The organism is Vreelandella piezotolerans, assembly GCF_012427705.1.
Taxonomy (GTDB): Bacteria; Pseudomonadota; Gammaproteobacteria; order Pseudomonadales; family Halomonadaceae; genus Vreelandella; species Vreelandella piezotolerans.
On sequence record NZ_CP048602.1, the window covers coordinates 2,693,483 to 2,717,007 of the forward strand.

Below are 23,525 nucleotides of genomic sequence, written 5' to 3' on the forward strand. Positions count from 1 at the left end.
ACTTATAACCTTAAAAAATTACACTAACACAGTGCATATTAATAAATATTAAATATTGAAAAAATAAAACAAACATTTACAATCTCGAACACCCAGATACAAACATATTATATTTATTTAAAAAAAATCAATCATCAACCAACGGGTTAGATTAAGTTTCTTCAAAAAGATTGTATGTCAAAGAGCGTTCTTTTATTTTATAAAGCAATTCAATCTGTTCAAGAAAAACATTCTGACCACCATAGCTTGGATGCCTTACTTTTACGTATTCACACTTATCGCTATATCGGCGAGCAGTTTTCTCAGCATCATTACCAATAGCAATAAGTCTTTTAGGTTTTAAAATTCCAATTAGATCATCAAGCAATTCCTCGCCCACTTTCCTTTCTGCAGCATTATGAGGTCTGTTACTAAAAGGCTTACCAGACTCAAATGGGTGAAACGGGAAAACGTTCCATAAAAAAACTGGCGCTGAAATATGGGCCAGTGCACTCCAAATTACAGCCGCTGTTCTCTCTGGAACAGCATTGCCTTTATTGATTTTTTCACATGCAATACCCCAGCGATTAGCATGATGTATCAAATGAATATCATCAGTTAAGGCTAATCCTGTACGTCGTCCCCCACGATATCCCAAATCCCGACCTATCCATATCGAATCAATTTCAACTTCACTTGCTGCGCAAAGCATTTTTTTCAATAGAACACGGCGCTTCTTAGGCGCATCAGCATAATCATAAACTTCACAACGATCAGAATAAGGATTAAAAACATTTTCAAAATGAAAATCACTTATTTTCTGAATGAATTTATCAGCCCTCATTCTCTTCTCCAATAGCTCTATACTTTAATGTTCTTTTTTCTCTATCGCCGATAACAATTCCACCATTATTATCTTTGACCTTCCTAAAGACTGAATATCCCTGAAGAATAGCATCTTCCCATAATTTAAGAGGGCATTCTTCCACCTCATAACCTTGAATAAATTTCTGAATTGTTTTTAAGACGTCAAAAGATACTCCATCATGACCATCAAAATAATTAAGACCTTTAGAATAAGAATAAATCCACGCAGTCAGCCCCTCCTCTACAACGATTGCTCTCCCACTATCTTGAGCTTCGTCGTAGAAAGGATCACTTTTCCGCTTATGTTTTATTAATGCCCTGAATGTTGGAGACCAGTGTAAAATTGCAGCATAAGCAAAATGAAACACATCGTGAAATCTATATCCGTCTGGGTTTTTAATATTATCAGTTAAAGGGGAACCAATAAAAACACCATTCCACCTCATATATGATTGTCCGCTTTTTCGCTCAGAAATATAAATTTCAAAATATCGAGGAAGCTGTTCTTCTTCTGGAAAAAACACATCAAAATCTGGTAAGTTTTCTATTACTGGTTTTGAAAATCTGCCGAATGTTTTTTTGACGTTTCCTTTTATAACCTTTGCAAATGAAAGCTTTGTTGTCTGTAACGCTTGAACATAGACACGTGCAAATGCAACTAATGTCTTTCTTCCATCATCCGAATTCACATCGACTTTTAAAAGCTGCGCAGCAATGTATCCTAGTTCCAACAAAGAGGCATCGAGACTCTCTGCATTCTCAGCAAATATAAGTTGAGAAATGGGTGCATGCTCTTGATCATTTGCCGATATTAATTTACTTAAACTTCTAATAGTTGCTTCGTCAAATACCTCTGATATATTTAAAGACACACGACGACATAAGGCTGTAAAATACCATAGCGCATCACCGAACTCTTCTTCAACAGCCTCTTTATAACCAATGTAAGCCTGCTTTTCTCTATGGTATTTCTTTGACGCTGACATAATGCTACCAACTTCACCATAAAGTCCTAGAAGGATCGGCGTTATAACATCTTCTTCAAACCGGTCGGTTTCTTTTATTAAACGCTCATATTCGCACAGAGGAATAGAACCGCTCATGATTTCAAAATCTTTTGGGCTTAACCTTTCCATAAAACAATATCTCCTTTGACTTAATCATATACAATTAGTTTTTTATATTTTTCAAGCCTTTTAATACTATATGTACGCACTCATCTATAAAAGGAGAGGTCATCAACTTCTTGTATTCATTTTCATCCAACCCACACAATGATGCCAAACTAGATAATTGCGTATTCTGTAAAACTTTTAAAATTTCATAATATTTGGCATCAAAACCTTGTTCGCTGGCTATTTTTTGTAATTCATCATAACCTGCGTTATGAGCAACCTGCCATTTTAAGGTTAATGAATCGGGGGTTTTTTTATCAATAATAGCTTTACAAACATCCTTAACAATTCCACCGAATGCACCCAATAAAAAAATGGGTTTGTTTTCTTCTAAAGCAATGATTATTTCTTCTAACACTCCCGGCATCTTGCCTTTATAGCCAGAAACTCTACCACCAGCACAGATCCTTGCAGTGGAATTAAGAATAGAAGACCTTCGCATCTCAGTTAGACACCTAGACCATATGTATAGATTCTGAGGCGTATCTGGAGGTAGAAAAGTATTCTCGCTTACCTCTCCGGCCAAATCACTAGGTATTGGATGCTCTTTAGTACTCATTACATCATTATATCTTGCTCTCCAAGCCACAACTTCTGTATTAGAAATATACAAAGGCCAAGCCAAGTGGTTTTCTACATGAATAGAGGGTTCTGTAAGTCTCTCATTTAATATCCGAGCCTCATCTAATATAAACTCTGTAAACCCACCCGGCCTCAAATCCCCACCATAAATAAGAATCGCCGATCGAGCTAATAAGTGCCTTGCAATGTCTTGCGAGAGATTTACTAAACAATCTTGATGAATGTTTTCACTAGAAGAATAAGATGTAGTAAAATCTGAAATTGATAGACCAACTCTTTTTTGATAAAAACAATTTTGATCTTCCTTATTCCAAAGAGGAGTAAATGCTTCTATCCCTATAAACTCATGCCAATCAGCTTCTTCAGAATAAATAGGAGGCTCAGGATAACAAATCATCTTCTTATTTTCTTTTTTTAATTTTATGACCTGCCTAATTTCTGGCGGTCTTGCCACTAGAGCACAGTCACTGTTAATCCATCTTGCACGTTTATAAGATTCTAGGCATTTCATCGAATATTCAAAACGAATTGCCTCTATGATAGTAGCAGCAAGTATTCTTAAAATATCTTTATCGGTAATGTCACCAGAAGATGCTAAATGAACACATGGTACATTTGATGCTGCTGGAAAAATACGGTCTTCATAATCCTCAAGGCAGTTGACTACTATCACTGGGCGATTATACTCTTTAGCCAACAATATCTCACGTTGACACCAGTACCTAGAAGAATAAGCATCACTTTCGAGCGCAACTAATGTTGACTTTTTTATATGTTCAATAATCTCATTATCAAATCCATAGCCAGGAGATATTTCATTAGCATCGAAAAATCTATTCATATTTGTATTATCGATAAACTGTTTGATTCTCTCAGAATAAATACGTCCTGTATCGCCAGCTTTTGCATGACTTAAAAATATAGAGATAGATGAACTTTTACCCTCCTTATTTGGGTTAAGCGTACACAGCCCAAAACGATAAATTTCGTGAGATAAAAAAACCGTAGCATAAAGGCCTATATCAACTTGAGCCCATTCATACATACGAATACAGTTTAGACCAAATAGCGCGCCATTATGAGCTAACCCATTTCTGTCTACAGCCACAGGAATAATATGAAAAGAATCACCTGCTGGAATTGATTCAATATACTTTTTCCATTTTTCATTACCCAATGTATTTACACTTGTAAAAACAAAAATAATGTTCTTTAAAGCTAATTTTTTTGGTTTATTCTTAGGTGGAATCACAGGGCTTGATGAATTAAAAAAAAATAAAGGAATGTTTAAGCCACGGGAAAAGGGTCTATTTTTGTCACGTGCCAAACTAACTCTAAGAACTTCTATTATCGGCAATACATATTCTTGATCTGAAAGATTCCAAACAAAACTTACAGCCAAAGGTGACATATACGATTCTTTCATTTACCTACCTTCCAATTAGTATATTTTACCCAATTTCTGATTAACCCTTTTTTGGGAATCAATAAACTGACAAGGATCTGATACCACACTATTCAAATCATTAAAATAATGCTCATAGACTCTCTCTATCAACTTTCTTCCTTCATTGGATTGTGAAATTTCTGTCTTTTTAAAACCAACTCCAGATTTATAATTGATAGAAGCCAAGTTTACTGGTATGGCTTGTGAACCAAAATAGAAAAAAAAATTTGAAATTAAAACCTTATCAGAAGTACCCGTATCTCTTTCTAAATTCTCTATATTGAGACTCCCATCTGGATTACTATGATGGGAGTCTTCTTGAACCCACTTACCTTCAATATCTTGATGGTAAATATTATCACCAAGCATCATTACATTACTGCCATTGCGACAAGGCTTTTTTAATAAAAAACGTTCATCTTCCCAGTACTCCTGAAAACTAATTTTTTCAGTAACCTTCATCAGAAGAATACATTTTTTGTGAACAGAGCCTAGCCTTTTGCCAGCCACTCCTAAAATCCAATCGCCAACACATGCTGACCTCCTGATGCCTGGCTTACATGTGGCAAGTGTACATATACCATGGAAAGGGTTAGGTGCAAAACCAAAGTCTCTTGCTATGACATATGTAAACAGACGGGAATTTGGTTCTATTAACATACTATGTGCCGTCCATCAGTTTTAGGAGATGGTGTACCATCTGGGTTCTGAAATTGACTTTCACCCTCAAGAGCACTTATCACTGTAGCTGATCTCCAGCCTACGATTGAGGTTGCATATTTCTTAAGGTTCTCAGGTAGCTCGACTTTATTTTTCAAGCCACTCTCATAAACTCCAATTATAGGTTTACCGAGCTTATGTGCTGCTTGTACTTCCCAGTTTACCCATTTTCTTTGATGTGTTTCTTTGCCAATAATGACTATAACTTGGCTCGCCCACCGCATCTTCATTCTCAAAAGTCTTTCAATTGTTCTATTACTAATCTTATCTTTATCAATACGCTCTTGATTTTCTGGTTTTACACGAATTGAGCTATTCCTTATTTTATATTCTTTTCCAGATAGCATTTTAGTTAAACCATCGACGCTTGAATCATCTTTGTGATGGTGGCTCACAAATACATTCTTAATTTTTTTAGTCACGCCAGCCCCCTTCTAACCGAATGCTCATATTAATCTTAAAAAGTTATAACTTACACTTTACATATCTTTCCATTCTATATGTTCATTTTTACTTGAAACCCAATGGTCATATGTTGCATAAGTTGAATTATTTTTAAATATAAATAAAACATCTCGCCCTGATTTGCTTTTTTGTTTAACACTATACGGATATAGCCCAAGATATTCTTGTCCTTTAAAATCATTATCATACGATTTTTTTACAACAGGAGTTATAGCAACTTTCCCCTTAAAACCGTCAAAAAAACCACACTCCCAAGGCATCCATTTTGAATGGAAAGAATTTTCAGTAGTAATATAAAATAAAGAATCACACGATTTCATTCTGTTTTTTAGTGCTTCTGCTGTATTTCTATTTACTCTTTCTCGATCTAAAAAGGGGTCTTCTATCCAATCCACATAAACAGAATATTGCAAATCTTCCAAAATTCCTTTAATACCTAAAATAATGTCAGCATCATTTAGGCTATGAGATAAAAAAATATTATAATTTTTATTTTCATCAAATGACTCTAGAGATTCCGTTAAAATCTCACTTTCACTTTTAAAAAAATATTTTGATTTTTCTTCTTGAGCTCTTTTTTTAACATTTGCTTCTTCGAATAACATAACCACCCCCTAAAAATTAAAAAAACCTCTCGTAAAAACCATACACTTTCTTTAAAATTTTCTTCTCATATAACCGAGCAGAAATATGACCAAAAGAGTGGACGCACTAAAGTAAAACACTCCATGCATATACTATTTAATGAATGAAAAATATGCTTATATCGCGCCAATAAAAAATTAATGCCGTTTTGTTTAGACGCACTAGCGGATTTTCAGTGGCATTTTTAAGTAACATCCGTTGTCAATAATTTGCAAGATTTTACGATGGGACTGAAGCCCGATACGAGAGCCATTCCCATTTTAGTTGTTTGTTATGGCGATTTTTTGCCCTAACTATTTCAGACTAGCAGCTAATTTCGCTGAAGCCCATGCTTGATTCATTAAACTTTAGGCTACGGCTATGGCCTAAGTCATGCTCATACCTCATTACCGCCCTACTCCTTCCTAAGCTACTCCAGAACAGTACGGCTAGGATCTGTAATATTTTGAGTATCATGCATTGCAGGAAGGCATCACGAAAACGCCTCGCAGTAGCGAGGCGATGAAGGCAATGAGTTTATTGGGCGGTTATGCTAAGCGAATGCAGTTTCCTGAAAGCTATCGCGCGCAGTCACACCAGTATGCCATGCCTGAAGCCGCGGATACTCTTCTTTCCAATTCACCTCTGGCAGCCTGAATGCCAAATAATCCAGCGCGACCGCAATAGCGATTTCACCCAGGTTAATAGAGGCCTGCTGTTTGTCGCCAAGCTCGCTGTTCAGTTGATTCAACAGCCGCTGAATGGCTCGCGAGCGCCGCTGGCCCAGCTCGCTATTGTCAATCTCGTTGCCGTAATGCTTTCTGGCAATCACGGTGGTGAACGCGGCGTCCATCAGGTTTTGGCCCAGCCCCGCTAGGTGTAGCACATTCCCCAAACTGGCTGCTGGCAGCATGGGCGGGTTGGGGCTTACGCTATCCAGGTACACGGCAATCAGCATGGATTCACTAAGCGTGGTGCCCTCCTCCGTTACCAGTGCGGGAATGCGCCCGGCGGGGTTGGCCTTTAACAGCTCGGCATCGTCTGCCCAGGGGTCGCACCACTTCAGCGTCACGGCATCCATCAAGCCTTTTTCTAGTAATACGATGCGCACTAGGCGTGCATAGGGCGAGGTTGCGTTTAGGTAGAGTTCCATTATTGCCTCCCGTGGTGTGTAGAGTGCTGGGTAGCGTGCTTTGTGATTTGTTGGGCAGAACGTTGCGTGTGGCGATGCTGTACGCCCCGGCTAAGCAGCACCAGCAAAAAGCCCGCGACGAGGATAAGGCCGCTGATGGCAAATAGTGGTGTGTAGCTGCCCCAGCTGCCATAAAGCGCCGACATGGCATAGCCTGCCACTGCCTGGGCGGCTGCAAAAGCGGCGGTGGCTTGCCCCCAGAGCTTCTTGTGGGCGGTTGGCCCTACCAGCTCTGCAAGGCGGCCAGAGGTAAGGGCGACAATGCCGGGGATCATCGCTCCCACCATGAACGAGGAAACTGACTGGCTTAGCAGTGCGAGCGAGAAGACCGGCAGCAAGACGGCGGCGGCCTTCGCCGCAAAGGCGATCATCAAGCCACCCTGCCAACCTACTCGATGCGCCAGCGTGCCTACCATGAACGGCCCACACAGGGCGCCTAACCCGAAGATTCCCCACTGCAGTGAAGCCGCTTGATTGCCTAGGGCGTTTTCCCTGGCGAGATAGTCCACCCAGAACACGGTATGGGGCACAAAGCCAATCGCATCTAGGGCATAAGCGCCCACCACCAACATCACGATTATCTTTACCCCCGCATACCCTGAAGGGCTATTCCCCTTTGGGTTAGCAGTGATCGGTGAGGCCAAGTGTGCTACACCCCAGTCGCACAAAAGGCCAGCGGCAACACACAGCAGCCCAAGCGTGCCCCAGGTGACGGAGAGGCTTAACGCTAGGAGTAGCGGTACGATAAAGGCCGAAAGCAGTGCCCCAAAGCCAATGCCGGTAAACACCATGGCACCGACACGCGTTCGCCTTTCAGGTGGCGTGGCTGCTAGCGCCAGCGAGGGGCCAACGACCATTAAGATGGCCCCGGCAACCCCCGAGACCAGCCGCCAGAAGAAAAACCAGAGAAAACCGCCCGCCCCGGCGCAGAGCACAAAGCTAAGCACGATACCCGCGAAGCTTGCGGCCATCACTAAACGAGGCGAAAAGCGCTCACTCAGTGAGTGGGCGGCGAGTGCGCCGATAAAATACCCCAGCAGATTAGCGGCCCCCAGGTAGGCGCCTTGGTTCGCGGTGAACCAACCCTCTTGAATAATCGCAGGCAATAGCTGGGTATAGGCGAAGCGTGCGATGCCAATCGCCGCTAGGGTCGCCATTATGCCTGTCATTAGGGCGGGCAGATCATCGGTAGTGAGTGTTCGCTTCATCACGCCAGTTCCTTTTGGAGCCACCCTGAGTAGGTCAGCAGCAAGTGGTTACCCACTTAGGCTACGCGTGCGTATCCATTCCTAGAAACGATTAGTTTTGATCGCTACTATCTTGTTTATAGATAATCTGATTGGGGGATGGCGCGTGCAACTTAAATCGCTGCGACTACTGGTGGCCGTGGCCGAAACCGGCAGCTTTGGGGCGGCGGCCAAACGGCTGCACACGGTGCAATCCAATGTGACCACCCACATTAAGAAACTTGAGGAGGAGCTTGGCGTACAGCTGATTCACCGTGCGGGGCGGGTGCGCCCTACCAGTGCCGGGTGGGCGCTGGTGGAGTACGCTGAGCGCATGCTAACAGCCCACGATGAAGCGGTGTCGTTGTTTAAAGGTCAGGAGAAAGCATGTGGGCGGCTGCGCATAGGTGCCATGGAGACCACGACGGCGTTGCGCCTTCCACCGATACTGGCGGCTTACCACGCAGCGCAGCCTGACGTTGATATCCAGATCAAGACCGGCCCCACGGCTGAGTTGGTCGAGTTGTTGCTTAATGGGCAGGTGGACTGTGTCTTCGTGGCCGGGAGGCTCGAGCATGGCCGCTACCACTCGCTCAAAGCGTTTAGCGAGCAGCTTGTCTTAGTCGGCTCGACGCCGATGACGAAAGTGCCCTCTTCACAAGCGCTGCTGACGTCTGCTTTCCTGGCATTTCGCCAGGGGTGCAGCTACCGCCAGCGTATCGAGCTGCTGCTGGCCTCTCAGGGTGTTAATGCAGGAAGGATCTTTGAGTTCGGGTCGCTGGACGCGATGCTTGGCTGCGTTGCTGCCGGGATGGGTTACACGGTGCTCCCCCGTGGCACGGTTGACGCTCACCAGCACCGGTTCGGGATTCACACACTGGAGCTGCCCGCCTCCATCGCCAATATCGATACCTATTTTGTCGCCCCCGAAACAGAAACCTGGACACCCGCCCTTGCAAGCTTCGCTGACACCTTGCGTGACGCGGTGGTGGTGAATGAGCCTCAGTTGACGGCGTCGTGAGGTGGGCGGAAGAATTCCGGGGGTTGTGACAGCCTTTTAGGCCTTCTGATCTTACCCAGCAACAGTGGACACTGGTTTAAGCGATCATTCGGGCTTCAAATGCCTCTGGGCTAATCATCCCAATAGCACTGTGCCGCCGTTGCTTGTTGTAGTCCAGTTCGATGTATTCAAACACCTGGCGCTTCATCGTATCCCGCGCTTTAAATGGCTCTCCGTGGATCGCTTCCACCTTGAGACTGTGAAAGAAGCTTTCGGCACACGCGTTATCATAGCAGTTGCCTTTAGCGCTCATGCTGCACCTAAGCTCATGACGGGTAAGCAGCGATTGGTAAAGCGTGGAACAGTACTGACTACCTCGGTCAGAGTGAACTATCACGCCTTTGGGCATTTTCCGTTTCCATAGCGCCATCTGAAGCGCGTCACAGACAAGATCGGCTGTCATACGCTCACTCATTGCCCAACCGACCACTTTCCGAGAGTAAAGATCAATGAGCACGGCTAGGTAAAGCCAGCCTTCGCCCGTCGCTAAATAGGTGATGTCACCTGCCCACTTTTGATTGGGGGCTGATGCCATGAAGTTTTGCTCTAGTAGATTCGGCGCCACTGGCAGCGAATGCCGAGAGTTCGTGGTGGCCTTAAACTTGCGGGCTGCTTTAGCGCGCAAGCCTTGACGCTGTAAGCTGGCAGCCACCGTCTTACGGTTGATCGGCATGCCATCATCTTGCAGGTCTAGAGCTAATCTCGGGGCGCCTGAGCGGCCTTTACGCTGGTGAAAAGCCTCAGCCACACGCTGATCGAGAATGGCCTGCTGGCTGCGTTTTGGAGACGATGCACCCTCGCGTTGCCGCCAAGCGTAGTAGCCGCTTCGAGCGACCCCAACAACATGGCACATCCGTTGAACGCTGAAAGCCTGACGATGACGATGGATAAAGGCGTACTTCACTTCAGGCTCTTCGCAAAGTACACCGCGGCTTTTTTTGTGATGGCCAGCTCTTCATTTGCTTCGGCTAATTGGCGCTTCAAGCGAGCGTTTTCTTCTGCTAACGACCGCTCTCGTTCAGATGTGTCTTGCTGCAGCTGTGCTTTAGAGCGCCATTGATAGAGCTGACTCGCGTGTATTCCCAGTTCACGAGCCGCTGCTGCAACGCCAATGCGATCAGCGAGTGCTAACGCTTCTTGACGGTAGGTATCTGAGTAACGGGTATAGGATTTTTTCTTCATTGATGTTGTCGATCTTGCCATGGTTCACCTCAGCGTAGCGTATTACATTTTTGAGGTGTCCACTGTTACTGGGCAGGATCATTCTTCACAAAATGGGCGGTCACCATCATGTCGCCTGCGCCGTCTACTTTGCAGTCCAGTTGATGATCCTTACTATCCATGAGCCGCTTAATAACGGCTTTGGTGCCTACCTTGAGTACCAATGAGCTGCCTTTGACTTTGAGGTCTTTGATCATGGTTACCTTGTCGCCTTCCGCCAACAGGGTGCCGTGGGCATCTTTTACCGTCACGGTGTTTTCCGCCTCAGTCTCAGCAGGGTTCCATTCGTGGGCGCATTCGGGGCAGACGAACAGGCGCTGGTCCTGATAGACGAATTCCGACTGGCAGCGGGGGCATGGCGGGCAAGACATAAGCAGTGGCTTCTGTGGTGAATGAGCGGGTGATGATACTGAGCCAGGGCGGCCTTGGCGACTGGCGAGCGCCTTGGGTAGCGCCTTGGGTAGCGCCGCCGTGGGCGCTGGCGAGGCTCAGGCGCTGGCATCGTCCGCGTGTTCGCTGGGGTGAAACGCTTCTTTCTGCTCAGCCCATTTCAGCAGCGCATCCAACGCGGGGCAGAGCGCTTGGCCCCACTCGGTTAGGCGGTACTCCACTTTGGGCGGCACTTGCGGGTACACCTTGCGCGCCACGATGCCGTCGGCTTCCAGTTGCCGTAGCTGCTGGGCGAGCATCTTTTGTGAGATGCCGGGGATCAGCTTCTCAAAATCGGAGTAGCGCTGCACGTTACCGTCGAAGAGGTGGAAGAGAATAATCAGCTTCCAGCGCCCTTCTAGCATTTTTAATACATCTTCCACTCCGCTGGCCGCGCTAGTGGGCGTGTAAATCCTTCTCATGGGTAAGCCACTTACCTTTTTGTGCGTTCTTGATAATCGGTAAGCCTAAGCAGAAGATCCTCGTACAGCAACCACGATGAGGAAGGCCTACCATGAGCGTGTCACTCTCTACTCCCATTGCCACCTATATCGCCATTAGCAACGGCGCGGATGATGCCCCGCTGGCGGAGTGCTTTACCGCCGATGCCCGCGTGCTGGATGAAGGGCAAACCCATCAGGGCATTGCCGCCATTCGTGCCTGGTTACGCGACACCCGCCGCCAGTTTGAGTACCACGTGGCGCCCACCAACGTCTCTCGCGATGGCGACAAGATGGTGATTACCACCACCGTGACCGGCGATTTTCCCGGTAGTCCGGTGCAGCTGTTTCACCATATCGAACTGGTCGATGAGCGCATCCACAGCCTGGAGATTACCCCATGAACCTGCAGCTTAGTGGCCGTCGCATATTGATCACAGGTGGCGGTAAAGGCGCGGGCGCGGCGGTGGTGGCGCTGTTTCGTGAAGAGGGCGCGCAGGTGCTCACCACCGCCCGAAACCGCCCCGCTGCCCTGCCCGAGGAGTTGTTCGTCGCTGCCGATCTCACTACTGTGGATGGCTGCGCCACCGTGGCGGAAGCCGTGAAGGCGCGCATGGGCGGTGTGGATATCATCGTGCATGTGGTGGGCGGATCGTCTGCCCCGGCAGGCGGCTTTGCGGCCCTGGGTGAAGAGGAGTGGCAGCAGGAGCTGAACCTAAACCTATTCCCCGCCGTTCGGCTAGACCGCGCCCTGCTCCCCGGTATGCTGGCCCAGGGCGAAGGGGTGATCGTTCACGTGACCTCGATACAGCGGGAGCTGCCGTTGCCGGACTCCACCACCGCGTACGCGGCGGCCAAGGCGGCGCTCTCGACTTACAGCAAGAGTTTGTCGAAGGAGGTGTCGCCGCAAGGCGTTCGAGTGGTGCGCGTCTCGCCGGGTTGGATCGAGACGGAGGCTGCCGTTGCCTTGGCAGAGCGGCTGGCCGAGCAGGCAGGCACCGATTACGAGGGGGGCAAGCAGATCATCATGGGCGCGCTGGGCGGCATTCCGCTGGGCAGGCCCTCTACCCCGGCGGAAGTGGCGAACCTGATTGCGTTCGTGGCCTCGCCGCTGGCGGGCTCGATTACGGGCACGGAGTTCGTGATAGATGGAGGCACGGTGCCGGTGGTGTAGCGCTTGAGTCGGCGGGTATCTCAATTGCCGTTGGCGTCGGCGGGCGACGGCCCCTAGACTGAAGCTTCGTTTCTCTTGAGATACCCGGCCTATGCGCGTGTTTTCTAATCCGGTCGGTGCCGGTTCACTCTGGTTCGATAATTTGGTCACGGCGGATGGTGTGCCGGTGGCCTACGACCCCCAAGCGCGGGCGTTCATTCCCATGCCGCCCTTCTGCGCCAATCGCGAGGTGATTGGCTGTAACTGGATTGCCCCGACGCAGGGCGAGTTCTGTCGCGCCTGCGCGATGACCGCCCTGGCGCCAGACCCTTCCATTTCCGATGCGATACCCCACTGGGCGCACACCGAGGCGGCCAAGCGTTGGGTCATCGATAATCTGGGCCGCTGGCACTGGTTTCGCCCGGAAGACCCGGGCGCGCCGCCGGTGTTTCATATGTTGGCAGAAGGCGGTACGCCGGTGCCCATGGGACACGTGGGGGGCGTGGTGACGATCAGCGTGGCGGAAGCGGATGCCGTGCTGCGCACCACCCGTAAAGAGGCGCTGGATGAACCCTACCGCACCATGATTGGCCATATGCGCCATGAAATCGCCCATATGCTGTGGTGGCGGCTTAGCCTGCGAGAGGATTTTCTGGCGGCCTTCCGCGAGACGTTTGGCGATGAGCGGGAAGACTACCCGGCGGCGCTGCAGCGCCACTACCAAAGCGGCCCGCCGGCGGATTGGCAAACGCGCTTTCTTTCCACCTATGCCTCTTCCCACCCCCACGAGGATTGGGCAGAAACCGCCTCGCACCTGCTGCACCTGACGGATATCACCGACAGCTTCGTATCGTCGGGCATGACCTCGCCCGCGCTACCGGACGACCACAACTGGGATGCCTACGCCGAGCCAGACGCCGAGCGGCTGATACATATTGCGGCCTCTTTGGTAGCGGGCGTGAACCACGTGAATCGCTCGATGGGCCTGTCGGATCTCTATCCATTCGTGCTCTCCGATGTGGCCCTGCGCAAGCTGGCATTCGTGCACGACTGGCTGCGGCGCGGTGCGCAAGGGCTGTAAACCACGTGCGCTTCGCTTGATGCGATCTAGTGAAGCCCCAACGCCTCGATCACCGCTGCCACCTGCTGGCGGGCCTCCCCTTGCAGGGTATTCAGCGGCTGGGGCAGGCAGGGGGCGCTCACGCGGCCAGTGAGTTCGGCCATGGTCGCCACCACCCGCAGGCTGCCACCATAGTCGTGATACAGCGCCCATAGCGGGGCCAAGGCGTCGGAACGGGCTTGGGTTTCTTCGGCGTTGCCCGCTTGAGCGGCACGGGTGAGCGCCAGCGCGAGTTCTGGGTAGAGCCCGCCGATCACCGAGTACCACGCCTCGCAGCCTGCCAGCAGGCCCGTGGCGGCGGCGGGGTCGCCGCTGATGCCGATGGTCACGTCCTCGGGAATCAGCGCCCGCAGCCGCGCCACCCGGGCGTTGGCCTCGTCTAGATGGTTGGGCACCGGCGGAATTTTGATCGAGCGCACCTGGGGCAGCTCGGCAATGCGCCCGTGCAGTTCGTCGCTGAACGTAAAATGCGTGGTGCCAGGGTTGTCATACACGCACAGCGGTACGCTGATGGCACGGCTGACGGTGCTGAACAGGTTAAACACGTCGTCATTGGTGAGTTTTTGATACGAAACAGGCGCTAACAGTAGCCCGCTCGCCCCGGCCTGCTGGGCATGTTCAGCATTGGCCAGCACATCGCGAGTGCGCAGCGCGCCAATGCCCACCACCACGGGCACCCCAGCGGCGTTTTCCACGCTCAGCTTGGCCACCCGAGCCCGCTCTTCCACGCTCAAATAGGCGTAGCTGCCGGTCGAGCCCAGTACACCGATGGAATCCACCTTCGCGTGGGCCAGCCGGGCCACTAGCTGGATGAACTCCTGCTCGTGGATGCCCTGCTCGTTCATGGGGGTCAGCGGAAACGCACTCAGGCCGGTAAACATGGGGTGTCCTTTTTTGGGGTCTGCCTGGGCAGCCAAGGGGGCTGGTCAGGGCGTTACAGGCCACCCGCCAGATCCAGTAAAGTGCCGGTGGCAAAGGATGACTTGTCACTGGCCAGCCAGACAATGGCTTCTGCAACTTCGGAAGGCTGGCCACCCCGCTGCAGGGGGATGCGAGACTTCAAGCGGTCTACGCGGGCAGGCTCGCCACCGAGTGCGTGCATCTCGGTGTAGATGAGGCCGGGACGCACTGCATTCACGCGGATGCCTTCGGCCGCGACTTCCAGCGCCAACCCCCGAGTCAAGGTATCCACGGCCCCTTTCGAGGCGGCGTAATCCACGTACTCGTTGGGCGAGCCGCTTTTGGCGGCCATGGAGGAAACATTGACGATACTGCCGCCCGCGCCGCCCTGGCGGGTAGACATGCGCTGCACGGCCTCCTTGCAGCAGAGAAAGCAGCTCATGACGTTCTTTTGCAGCACGTTGCCAAAACGCTCCGGCGAGATATCCACCAGCCGCGCCTGGGTGTTGAGAATGGCGGCGTTGTTGACCAGCACCGTCAGTGTGCCGAGTTCCTGATCGACCCGGCGAAACAGGTTCGCCACCTCATCGGCTTTCGACACATCCGCCTTCACGGCCAGGCAGCGCACGCCCAGAGCAAGGATGTCACTGCGCACACGCTCGGCGGCCACGTCGTTTTCGACATAGTTGAGGCACACATCGTAGCCATGCCGGGCGAACAGCCGGGCCGTCTCGGCACCAATGCCTCGACTCCCGCCGGTAATCACCACCACGTTGGGGTTTGCCATGCGCTCTCCTCGTTTGCCAGCGTTTTGCGAATGCCGCCCACTGTGTACGTCTAGTGAATATACACTGACACCGCCGTTGAGCAATTATGTACAAGCCACGCTGGCGCCCGCGTCATATCCTGAAACGGGTCAGGTTAAGCCCGCCCTGGGCCGAATGCGATCAAGGAGGTTGGCATGGGCAGCAGCCAGTTCGAGTTTTTCAAAAATCACCATGTGCCGTCACTGACCGTCTTGAAAGCGGCCATCGAGGATTTTAGCTATGACCGTCATGCCCACGAGGAGTACGCCTTTGGGGTGACGCTGGCGGGGCGGCAGGATTTCTTCAGCGGCGGGCAGTTTCATCGTAGCCCACCGGGCAACGTGATTCTGTTCAACCCTGAAGAGGTTCACGACGGCCACGCTGGCGGTGAGCAGGCCTTGGGCTACGTGATGGTATACGTGCATCCCAACCAAGTGTTGCCGCTGTTCGAGGAGCTGCTTGGCCGCCCCCAAACGTCACCGTTTCGCTCCCGGAGTACGCTGATTCACGACCCGCTGCTGCGCCAGGCGATACAGGAAATCGCACGCCTGACCACGCATCAAGCGGGCAGCTGCATCGACCAGGAAAACGCATTGTATCGCGTGATCGAGCGTATGGTTCAGCTTGGCGGGCACAAGGTGACTGGCCAACGTACCACTCGCCCAGACACGCTGTTGGGCCACGCCAAAACGTATATTCATGAGCATCTTGAGGCAGATATCTCGCTGGACGATATCAGCCAGGCCGCGCATTTGTCGAAGTACCACTTTTTGAGGCTATTTCGCCAACAGTTCGGCATGACCCCTCATCAATACGTGATCAATTGCCGCGTGAACGCCGCCCGCTCCGCGCTCGACCAGGGCGCGCCACTCACCGAGATAGCGCTGCGTTTCGGCTTTGCGGATTTGAGCCACTTCAACCGCCGTTTCAAACGCATCTACGGCATGACCCCTTTCCAGTACCAACGCGACATCACGCGTTAAGCATCACGTCCACCTAGAGGTTTTCTCATGTTAGCAATCGTCGCCTATGCCCTGGGCGTCATGTACACGCCTGGGCCTGTGAATCTGTTGGGGTTGAATGTCGGTATCAACGGGCAGGGTAAAACCTCGCTGGGGTTTTGCCTGGGCGTGGGGCTGGCCATGCTGCTGTACTTGCTGGTGTTGGGGTGGGCGGGAGCCGCCTGGATATCTCAAGACTCCCTGGTGCTGCTCAGCGCGCTCGGCTGCGCTTATATCCTTTATCTGGCCTACAAGGTGGCCCGCGCCAATGCCACCCTGGATACCCACGCCCCGGCACCACGCATGCTCAGTTTTCGTGATGGCCTGATGATGCAGTTACTCAACCCCAAAGCCATGGTCGCGACACTGCCTATCGCGACGCTGCAGTTTCCTGCCGAGGGTATTCAGGGCATGAGCCTGTTTATCTGGGCACTAGGGCTGGCCGCTCTGGCGGCAGGCGCCCCCGGCAGCTATGTGGTGATCGGCAGCTTGCTTGGCCAGCGCGTCAGACAGCCAATGTTTATCAAAGGGTTTAACTGGATAATGGCAGGATTGCTGGTGGCTGTATCATTATCGATTGGCTACGAGCATGTATGGCTGGTGGTTACTGCCCAAAACTAATCCCCAAGCGCAGCGCTTGCAGGCTATCGAGCTGTAACGTGACGTCATCAGAGAACAGCGGGTGGCCTTGTAATTGCACATTGACTGCTGCCTGGGAGCCACGGTAGCTAAGCGTCACGGCAATGTTGGCGCTGTCGCTCACCGGGGCCAGCCAATCGTACTCGACGTCATCCACGCTCACCGATGACAGCCCACGGGCTTCTAGCTGCTGCTCGACTTCCTTCTCGATCACCACGCCGTAGTAGAAATAGAGTCCTGCGTAGCCCAACCCCAGCAGTACCAGCAACGAAAAGAGCTTGCCCATAATTTTCCTCTGTTTGAGTACACGTGACGTTATCCCGCCGTCAAACGTGGATGATGCCTGTTTTCTAGAAACAACGGCAAGTCGGGCGTGGTGGATTCAGTAAAACACAGAGCGGGCCATCATGGCCCGCTCTGTGTTTTTGATAGCGCTTTCCCACTTCCTTCAGGCTGGCAAACTGGCATGTTCCTGCTGGGCTTCTCGGCAGCCTCTCACACTCTCCGCCAGCGCTTTGACGAGCCCATGCACCCGCGACACGGCGTCATCGCCGCTGCTGGCGTGTTCGATGCAATCTACCAGCGCGGAGCCCACGACCACGGCGTCGCTGAAGCGGCCAATGGTGGCGGCCTGTTCGGCGGTGCGAATGCCGAAGCCCACGGCAATGGGTAGCGGCGTGTGTTCGCGCAGCTGGTGCACGGCGCTTTCCAGACGCTCGGGTGTGGGGGCACTGCCGCCCGTCACACCCGCCACGGAAACGTAGTAGATGAACCCGGAAGCGTTGGCCAGCACCTTGGGTAGCCGCTTGGCATCGGTGGTGGGCGTGGCAAGGCGGATGAAATCGATGCCGTGCTTGGCGGCGGGCTGGCACAGCTCTTCGTCGTGCTCGGGAGGCAGGTCCACCACGATCAGCCCGTCTACTCCGGCCTGGGCGGCGTCACTGAGAAAACGCTCGACGCCGTAGCAGTAAATCGGGTTGTAGTAGCCCATCAGCACGATGGGAGTCGTGCCGTTTTGTTCACGGAACTGGCGCACCATGTCCAGCGTTTTGGCCTGGGTTTGGCCATTTTTCAGGGCGCGCAGGGCAGCCTTTTGAATGGCGGGGCCATCGGCCATGGGATCGCTGAACGGCATGCCGAGCTCTATGATGTCCACACCGGCCTCCGGCAGCCCGTGCAGCAGGCGGCGGGAGGTCTCGGCGTCCGGGTCGCCGGCGGTGAGGTAGCTGATCAGCGCGGGCCGGTTTTGCTCTTTGAGCGCGGCAAAGCAGTCGTCGAGTCGAGAGGTACGGTTCATGGTGTTCTCCTGGGTCGCGCTCATGAATGTGTCATGCCGAAGCGGTCGCCTAAATGCTCGGCCACGCTGTTCATGTCCTTGTCGCCGCGTCCGCTGAGGTTGACCACCATCAGGTGCTCGCGGGGAAGTGTTGGCGCGCGCTTAGCCACTTCGGCCAGGGCGTGGGCGGTTTCCAGGGCGGGGATGATGCCCTCCTGGCGGCAGCAGATCTGGAAGGCTTCCAGCGCTTCGTCATCGGTGGCAGAGACGTACTCGACCCGCCCCTGTTCGTGCAGCCAGGCGTGTTCGGGGCCGATGCCGGGATAATCGAGCCCGGCGGAAATCGAGTGAGCGTCGATAATCTGGCCGTCTTCGTTTTGCAGCAGATAGGTGCGGTTGCCGTGTAGGACACCTGGCGTACCGCCGTTCAGGCTGGCGGCGTGCAGGCCGCTCTTGACCCCTTTGCCGCCCGCCTCTACGCCGACCATGTGCACGCTGTCATCGTTGATGAACGGGTAGAACAGGCCCATGGCATTGGAACCGCCGCCCACGCAGGCAATCAGTGAATCCGGCAGGCGGCCCTGCTTTTCGAGCATTTGGGCGCGGGTTTCGTGGCCAATCACCGCTTGGAAATCGCGCACCATCGCCGGGTACGGGTGCGGCCCTGCCACGGTGCCAATGATGTAGAAGGTGTCGTCGACGTTCGTGACCCAGTCGCGCAGCGCTTCGTTCATGGCGTCTTTCAGGGTGCCGGTGCCGGAAGTGACCGGCACGATCTCCGCGCCCAGCAGCTTCATGCGGAATACGTTGGGCTGCTGGCGCTCGATGTCGGTGGCGCCCATGTAAATCACGCAGGGCAACCCAAAGCGGGCGGCGACGGTGGCAGTAGCAACGCCGTGCATGCCCGCGCCGGTTTCCGCGATGATGCGCTTTTTGCCCATCTGCTTGGCCAATAATACTTGGCCAATGCAGTTGTTAATTTTGTGCGCGCCGGTGTGGTTCAGCTCTTCGCGCTTGAGGTAAATACTCGCGCCGCCAAAGTGCTCGGTGAGCCGCTCGGCAAAGTAGAGCGGGCTGGGGCGGCCAACGTAATCGCCCTGGAAATAGGCAAGCTGGCGCTGAAACTCAGGGTCGTTTTTGGCGGTGGCGTACTCATCCTGCAGCTCAAGGATCAGTGGCATCAGGGTTTCCGCTACAAAGCGGCCACCAAAGCTGCCAAACAGCCCGTTGGCATCGGGTAGGCTTAGGGGTTTGTTCATCACGACCTCTGCGGTTTCGGGGCGATTTAAGATGCTGACGACGTTAACGCAGGCAGGTGAGAAGAAAAATCGATAAGATGGCAAGCACCTGTGAGTTTTACGCAACTGTTTCAGGAGACCCCATGCAACACAGCCTGCCGCCCTTGAGCGCCCTGCGCGCCTTTGAAGCTACTGCCCGGCTAGGCAGCGTGACCGCTGCTGCCGATGAGCTGAGCGTGACCCACGGCGCGGTAAGTCGCCAGCTAAAGAGCCTGGATGAGCATTTTGGCGTGGCGCTGTTCACCAAGTCCGGGCGCGGGTTGGTACTTACCCACCACGGCGAGCGGCTGCAAAGCGGCCTGGGCGAAGCCTTTGCAAAACTGAGGGATAGTTGCACGTTGCTCAAGCATGAGGTGGAAGAAGCGCCGTTTACCCTGGCCTGCCCCGGCAGTCTGCTGGCCCGCTGGCTGATTCCTCGTTTAGACCGCTTGAACCAAGCGCTGCCGGAGCTAAAACTTCAGGTGGTGGTGAGCGATGCCGAGCAGCCTGGGCAGCCGGAAACCAGTGTCACGCTGGCCTTTTTCGAACCGCCCTGGCCTGAAGAGGGTGAATTGATCACGCTGATGCCTGAGGAAATTTGCGCCGTCGCCAGCCCCCGCTTGGCTTGCGCTTGCCAAAACGCTGATCCGGCAACGCTATTTGCCAATAAGCTCCTTTATACCGCCTCGCGCCCCCAAGCGTGGCCCCAGTGGGCAGCCGCTCAAAAGTTGAATGGCAGCACCTTGGAAACGGCTCTGAAGAAGGGCCAAGGCTTCGCGCATCTTTATTACTTAATGGAAGCCGCCGTAGCGGGCTTGGGGGTAGCTATCGCCCCTAGGCTACTGGTGGAGGACGACCTAAACAGCGGCCGGCTAGTCGCCCCCTGGGGCAGCATCGAAACCCCGGCCAGACTTTGCCTATGGCTACCCAAACACACCAACGCCCGCCGCAGCGAAGCGCTGGTGGATTGGTTACTAAGGGAGTTGAAAGGTTAGAGCCCTACCCGGTGTGGGTAAACTACGAACGCCAGCTTGTTGCCATCGGGGTCGCGCACATAGGCGGCGTAGAAACCGTCGCCATACTGCGGTCGAAAGCCCGGTGCGCCTTCGTCGCTTCCGCCGCTTTCCAGGGCGAGGTGATGCAGCGTATCGACCTCTTTGATATCGGCGAATTGGAAAGCGGTCATGGTGCCATTGCCGACGGTGGCCTCGTGACCATCGAAGGGGTAGCCTACGAAGTATTGGGGCACGTTGACATCGTCCGGGTCACCAAATGAGACGCAACTATCATCTTGCCAACAAATATCCAGCCCCATGGCATTGAACAGCGGCGTATAGAACCGCAGAGCACGCGCGAGGTCTTTCGTTCCCACCATGGTATAGGCCAGCATGCGCGTTCTCCTTACAAGCGATGGACATATACAGGTTATGCCATAACGCCAAACAATCGGCCAATCAGCGATGTCAACGCCATGGCCAGCGCACCCCAAAACAGCACCCGTAAGGCGGCGGTACGCACTGGCGCACCGCCCACTTTGGCGGCCAGTGCACCCAACAGCGCCAGCGACGCCAATGACGCAATGGCAACGAGAGGTATCAGCAGCACTAAGGGTGCCCACCAAGCGACGAGTAGCGGTAGCAGCGCACCGAGGGTAAACATCACCGCCGATGAGAACGCTGCCTGCAATGGCCGCGCTTGGCTCACATCGGTAATGCCGATTTCATCCCGCGCATGTGCCCCCAAGGCATCTTTTTGCATCAGCTGCTCCGCGACTTGGTGGGCCAGCTCAGGCGTCAGGCCACGCTCGACATAGATGGCGGCCAGCTCCTCTTTTTCGTCATCGAAATGGTGCGCTAACGCCTTCCGCTCCATGGCCAAATCGGCCCGCTCAGTGTCCGATTGCGAACTGACTGAGACGTACTCCCCCGCCGCCATCGACATCGCCCCAGCGACTAACCCTGCCACCCCCGCCAGCAAAATATCGCTTTGTGCCGTAGCCGCTGCGGCTACCCCTAAAATCAAGCTGCTAGTCGACACAATGCCATCGTTGGCGCCTAGTACAGCGGCCCTTAACCAGCCCGACCGATGAGAGCGGTGATGTTCCTTATGAATCATGACATCTCCTGAGCAACCTACCTGTTAGCGCTTTCTTTATTCAGTTTAGTTGATTAACGGGGCACCACCCGCAGTAGTTGCCCATCTGGGCTGTCGGTGAGCAGATACACCGCCCCTTCGGGGCCGACCCGCACATCGCGAATTCGGGCATCGAGTTCACCGAACAGCCTCTCTACCTCTTCTGCGCCGCCGTCTTCACGCAGCCGCACCCTGCGGACCTCACGATTGACCAACGAACCGACGAGTAGATCGCCCTGCCATTCGGGAAACAGTTCACCTTGGTATAGCGCTAGACCGGAAGGCGCGATGGAGGGCGTCCATTCAAGCGCAGGTGGCAGCATGCCGGGGTACGCTTCAAACGGGGATACCCGAGCGCCGGTGTAATCTAGCCCACCAGTGGCAATAGGCCAGCCGTAGTTGCCTCCTGGGGTGATCACGTTTAACTCATCGCCGCCTCGTGGGCCGTGCTCGTGGGCGATGAGACGTTGATTGGCGTTATCGAAGACCAGCCCCTGCACGTTGCGGTGGCCAATGCTGTAAAGCGCTGGCAGTGCGTTGGCATCTGCGATGAAGGGGTTATCGCTTGGAGCGCTGCCATCAGGATTCAGGCGCACAATCCCGCCAATATGGCTGGTCGTTCGCTGCGCTTCTTCGCGGTTATCAAATCCATCGCCTAGGGTCATGATCAAGGTGCTATCCGCAAGCCACGCGAGGCGGCCGCCAAAGTGGGCATCGCCGCTTTTTGCTGGGTGTACGCGAAATATCTCTTCCACTTGCTCCAAGCGATTCTCCCCGAGCGTCGCTTTCGCCAAGCACGTGTGGTTAGCGCTAGCGGTGCCACAGGCATAGCTAAGATAGAGCTGCTGGTCTTGCTCGAATTGGGGTGATAACAGCACATCAAAAAGGCCCGATTGCCCAGAGGCATAAACGTCGGGAATACCCCCCAGCGACTCCACCAGTGTCTCGCCCTGCGCGCTTAACAGCCGAAGACGCCCAGGGCGCTCGATGACCAGCATATGCCCATCAGGTAACCATGCCAGCGACCACGGATGCGCCAAGCCCTCCGTTAAAATGTCTATTTGGTAGGTGCTTTGAGCAGGCTGAGCGTCTACCGAAGGTGCCACGGGCAGTAGTAACGCCCCTGCCATCACGGCTATGTTGGCCGCCCCTCGAGCGTTACTCCTGTCACGTGTGAGCACTGCCAACAGCCACCCCGCAAGCCCTGCCGTAGCCAGCATGGCTACCAACCCTAACGGCCCGCGAGTCGCCGCAATCAACGTGGGCATGGGCGCAAAGGCATTCGCCAGCCAAAAAGTGACCCACAGCCCGACCACGGCCGCTAAGGCGTGAATCAGCGCGCGACACTTCCTCACCTTTCGGCGAACTATCAGCGCAGCAGCAACCTGTGACATGGCAAACCCAGGCAGCAGTACGGCTGCATAAAGGGGGGCAAAGTGGATGAGATCTTTCCCGGTAGTCGATGCTCTTACGCTAAACGGGATAGCCACGCCTAACGCTTGTAGTGCTGCCAGATTGATCTGAGTCTGCACCACGCTCCCCAGGATAACGCCTGCTAACAAAGCGATGACAAAACGCAGAACTCGCGCTCCGACGCTGAGCGGTTGGGTCATAACGCACCTCTATAGTGGTTCTTTTTGATAACGCTATCCAGCAGACTAAAACATTCGGCGATGCTTGGTCGCTTTTACGTTTTCCGTTACTGATTCAACGGTCAGTGCACTATTCCCAACGACGCTGCGTGCGTTTGTCATGTGGCGAGGTTAAGGTCGTTACATGACCTTCGTTATGAC

At 53.1% G+C, this 23,525-nt stretch carries 26 protein-coding genes; 7 read left to right on the top strand and 19 right to left on the bottom strand.

The window, feature by feature from the left end:
* Nucleotides 1–151: 151 nt before the first annotated feature.
* From GYM47_RS12345 to GYM47_RS12380, 8 genes are all read right to left on the bottom strand, one after another.
* Complete coding sequence (locus tag GYM47_RS12345) at nucleotides 152–823, bottom strand: uracil-DNA glycosylase (RefSeq protein ID WP_153843789.1); 672 nt, start codon at nucleotides 821–823, stop codon at nucleotides 152–154.
* A complete protein-coding gene (locus GYM47_RS12350) occupies nucleotides 813–1,982 on the bottom strand; it encodes a nucleoside triphosphate pyrophosphohydrolase family protein (RefSeq protein ID WP_196781555.1) in 1,170 nt (389 codons plus the stop codon). The genes GYM47_RS12345 and GYM47_RS12350 overlap by 11 nt, the downstream gene beginning before the upstream one ends.
* A gap of 34 nt (nucleotides 1,983–2,016) precedes the next feature.
* Entirely contained in the window at nucleotides 2,017–4,029 is a 2,013-nt protein-coding gene (locus GYM47_RS12355) for a TIR domain-containing protein (protein WP_153843790.1), read from the bottom strand.
* Nucleotides 4,030–4,044: 15 nt separating this feature from the next.
* The gene (locus tag GYM47_RS12360; RefSeq protein ID WP_153843791.1) at nucleotides 4,045–4,710 is read right to left on the bottom strand and encodes an Nmad2 family putative nucleotide modification protein; all 666 of its coding nucleotides are present in this window, start codon (nucleotides 4,708–4,710) and stop codon (nucleotides 4,045–4,047) included.
* The gene (locus GYM47_RS12365; RefSeq protein WP_194928587.1) at nucleotides 4,704–5,192 is read right to left on the bottom strand and encodes a TIR domain-containing protein; all 489 of its coding nucleotides are present in this window, start codon (nucleotides 5,190–5,192) and stop codon (nucleotides 4,704–4,706) included. Before GYM47_RS12365 ends, GYM47_RS12360 begins: the two co-directional genes overlap by 7 nt.
* A 57-nt stretch (nucleotides 5,193–5,249) precedes the next feature.
* Nucleotides 5,250–5,840: a TIR domain-containing protein gene (locus GYM47_RS12370; RefSeq protein ID WP_153843792.1), complete on the bottom strand. Its 591-nt coding sequence runs from the start codon at nucleotides 5,838–5,840 to the stop codon at nucleotides 5,250–5,252.
* Nucleotides 5,841–6,412: 572 nt separating this feature from the next.
* Complete coding sequence (locus GYM47_RS12375; protein ID WP_153843793.1) at nucleotides 6,413–7,012, bottom strand: glutathione S-transferase N-terminal domain-containing protein; 600 nt, start codon at nucleotides 7,010–7,012, stop codon at nucleotides 6,413–6,415.
* Entirely contained in the window at nucleotides 7,012–8,259 is a 1,248-nt protein-coding gene (locus GYM47_RS12380; RefSeq protein ID WP_153843794.1) for a YbfB/YjiJ family MFS transporter, read from the bottom strand. Before GYM47_RS12380 ends, GYM47_RS12375 begins: the two co-directional genes overlap by 1 nt.
* A 145-nt stretch (nucleotides 8,260–8,404) precedes the next feature.
* Between GYM47_RS12380 and GYM47_RS12385 the strand changes: the two genes are divergently transcribed.
* A complete protein-coding gene (locus tag GYM47_RS12385) occupies nucleotides 8,405–9,298 on the top strand; it encodes a LysR family transcriptional regulator (RefSeq protein WP_153843795.1) in 894 nt (297 codons plus the stop codon).
* Nucleotides 9,299–9,374: 76 nt separating this feature from the next.
* Here GYM47_RS12385 and GYM47_RS12390 read toward each other — a convergent pair.
* From GYM47_RS12390 to GYM47_RS12400, 3 genes are all read right to left on the bottom strand, one after another.
* Nucleotides 9,375–10,540, bottom strand: a protein-coding gene (locus tag GYM47_RS12390; RefSeq protein ID WP_168444466.1) for an IS3 family transposase whose coding sequence is annotated in 2 segments (ribosomal slippage) — nucleotides 9,375–10,279 and nucleotides 10,279–10,540 — 1,167 coding nt in all. Because the reading frame shifts where the segments join, the coding sequence is not laid out codon by codon here.
* A gap of 44 nt (nucleotides 10,541–10,584) precedes the next feature.
* Complete coding sequence (locus GYM47_RS12395; protein ID WP_153842708.1) at nucleotides 10,585–10,929, bottom strand: zinc ribbon domain-containing protein YjdM; 345 nt, start codon at nucleotides 10,927–10,929, stop codon at nucleotides 10,585–10,587.
* A 117-nt stretch (nucleotides 10,930–11,046) separates the two neighbouring features.
* Nucleotides 11,047–11,409: a winged helix-turn-helix transcriptional regulator gene (locus GYM47_RS12400; RefSeq protein ID WP_153842707.1), complete on the bottom strand. Its 363-nt coding sequence runs from the start codon at nucleotides 11,407–11,409 to the stop codon at nucleotides 11,047–11,049.
* Nucleotides 11,410–11,501: 92 nt separating this feature from the next.
* Here GYM47_RS12400 and GYM47_RS12405 point away from each other — a divergent pair, with 92 nt between their 5' ends.
* The 3 genes from GYM47_RS12405 (at nucleotide 11,502) to GYM47_RS12415 (ending at nucleotide 13,661) form a co-directional block, all read left to right on the top strand.
* Nucleotides 11,502–11,831, top strand: coding sequence for a nuclear transport factor 2 family protein (locus tag GYM47_RS12405; RefSeq protein WP_153842706.1), 330 nt, complete (start codon nucleotides 11,502–11,504; stop codon nucleotides 11,829–11,831).
* Nucleotides 11,828–12,601 (top strand): SDR family oxidoreductase, encoded by a 774-nt coding sequence (locus GYM47_RS12410; RefSeq protein ID WP_153842705.1) that lies wholly within the window; start codon nucleotides 11,828–11,830, stop codon nucleotides 12,599–12,601. The genes GYM47_RS12405 and GYM47_RS12410 overlap by 4 nt, the downstream gene beginning before the upstream one ends.
* A gap of 91 nt (nucleotides 12,602–12,692) precedes the next feature.
* Entirely contained in the window at nucleotides 12,693–13,661 is a 969-nt protein-coding gene (locus GYM47_RS12415; protein WP_153842704.1) for a zinc-binding metallopeptidase family protein, read from the top strand.
* Nucleotides 13,662–13,687: 26 nt separating this feature from the next.
* On the opposite strand, the gene GYM47_RS12420 is transcribed toward GYM47_RS12415, so the two are convergent.
* Nucleotides 13,688–14,581: a dihydrodipicolinate synthase family protein gene (locus tag GYM47_RS12420; RefSeq protein ID WP_153842703.1), complete on the bottom strand. Its 894-nt coding sequence runs from the start codon at nucleotides 14,579–14,581 to the stop codon at nucleotides 13,688–13,690.
* A gap of 53 nt (nucleotides 14,582–14,634) precedes the next feature.
* Nucleotides 14,635–15,387 (bottom strand): SDR family oxidoreductase, encoded by a 753-nt coding sequence (locus GYM47_RS12425; RefSeq protein WP_153842702.1) that lies wholly within the window; start codon nucleotides 15,385–15,387, stop codon nucleotides 14,635–14,637.
* A 174-nt stretch (nucleotides 15,388–15,561) separates the two neighbouring features.
* Between GYM47_RS12425 and GYM47_RS12430 the strand changes: the two genes are divergently transcribed.
* Both GYM47_RS12430 and GYM47_RS12435 read left to right on the top strand, forming a co-directional pair.
* The gene (locus GYM47_RS12430; RefSeq protein WP_153842701.1) at nucleotides 15,562–16,389 is read left to right on the top strand and encodes an AraC family transcriptional regulator; all 828 of its coding nucleotides are present in this window, start codon (nucleotides 15,562–15,564) and stop codon (nucleotides 16,387–16,389) included.
* A gap of 27 nt (nucleotides 16,390–16,416) precedes the next feature.
* On the top strand, nucleotides 16,417–17,028 hold the full coding sequence (locus tag GYM47_RS12435) for a LysE family translocator (protein ID WP_153842700.1): 612 nt from the start codon (nucleotides 16,417–16,419) through the stop codon (nucleotides 17,026–17,028).
* On the opposite strand, the gene GYM47_RS12440 is transcribed toward GYM47_RS12435, so the two are convergent.
* The 3 genes from GYM47_RS12440 to trpB all read right to left on the bottom strand — a co-directional run bounded on the left by GYM47_RS12440 (nucleotide 17,012) and on the right by trpB (nucleotide 19,581).
* Nucleotides 17,012–17,332, bottom strand: a complete 321-nt coding sequence (locus GYM47_RS12440; RefSeq protein ID WP_139526711.1) for a hypothetical protein — start codon at nucleotides 17,330–17,332, stop codon at nucleotides 17,012–17,014. The genes GYM47_RS12435 and GYM47_RS12440 overlap by 17 nt on opposite strands.
* Before the next feature lie 162 nt (nucleotides 17,333–17,494).
* The gene (gene trpA / locus GYM47_RS12445; protein WP_153842699.1) at nucleotides 17,495–18,343 is read right to left on the bottom strand and encodes a tryptophan synthase subunit alpha; all 849 of its coding nucleotides are present in this window, start codon (nucleotides 18,341–18,343) and stop codon (nucleotides 17,495–17,497) included.
* Between the two features lie 20 nt (nucleotides 18,344–18,363).
* Nucleotides 18,364–19,581: a tryptophan synthase subunit beta gene (gene trpB / locus GYM47_RS12450; protein ID WP_153842698.1), complete on the bottom strand. Its 1,218-nt coding sequence runs from the start codon at nucleotides 19,579–19,581 to the stop codon at nucleotides 18,364–18,366.
* A 122-nt stretch (nucleotides 19,582–19,703) separates the two neighbouring features.
* Between trpB and GYM47_RS12455 the strand changes: the two genes are divergently transcribed.
* Complete coding sequence (locus tag GYM47_RS12455; protein ID WP_153842697.1) at nucleotides 19,704–20,594, top strand: LysR family transcriptional regulator; 891 nt, start codon at nucleotides 19,704–19,706, stop codon at nucleotides 20,592–20,594.
* Here GYM47_RS12455 and GYM47_RS12460 read toward each other — a convergent pair.
* From GYM47_RS12460 to GYM47_RS12470, 3 genes are read right to left on the bottom strand one after another with little or no spacing between them, the layout of a single operon-like run.
* Nucleotides 20,591–20,989 (bottom strand): VOC family protein, encoded by a 399-nt coding sequence (locus tag GYM47_RS12460; RefSeq protein ID WP_139526703.1) that lies wholly within the window; start codon nucleotides 20,987–20,989, stop codon nucleotides 20,591–20,593. The genes GYM47_RS12455 and GYM47_RS12460 overlap by 4 nt on opposite strands.
* Nucleotides 20,990–21,024: 35 nt before the next feature.
* Complete coding sequence (locus GYM47_RS12465; RefSeq protein WP_044628427.1) at nucleotides 21,025–21,714, bottom strand: VIT1/CCC1 transporter family protein; 690 nt, start codon at nucleotides 21,712–21,714, stop codon at nucleotides 21,025–21,027.
* A gap of 53 nt (nucleotides 21,715–21,767) precedes the next feature.
* Entirely contained in the window at nucleotides 21,768–23,345 is a 1,578-nt protein-coding gene (locus GYM47_RS12470; protein ID WP_153842696.1) for a PQQ-dependent sugar dehydrogenase, read from the bottom strand.
* Nucleotides 23,346–23,525: the final 180 nt, after the last annotated feature.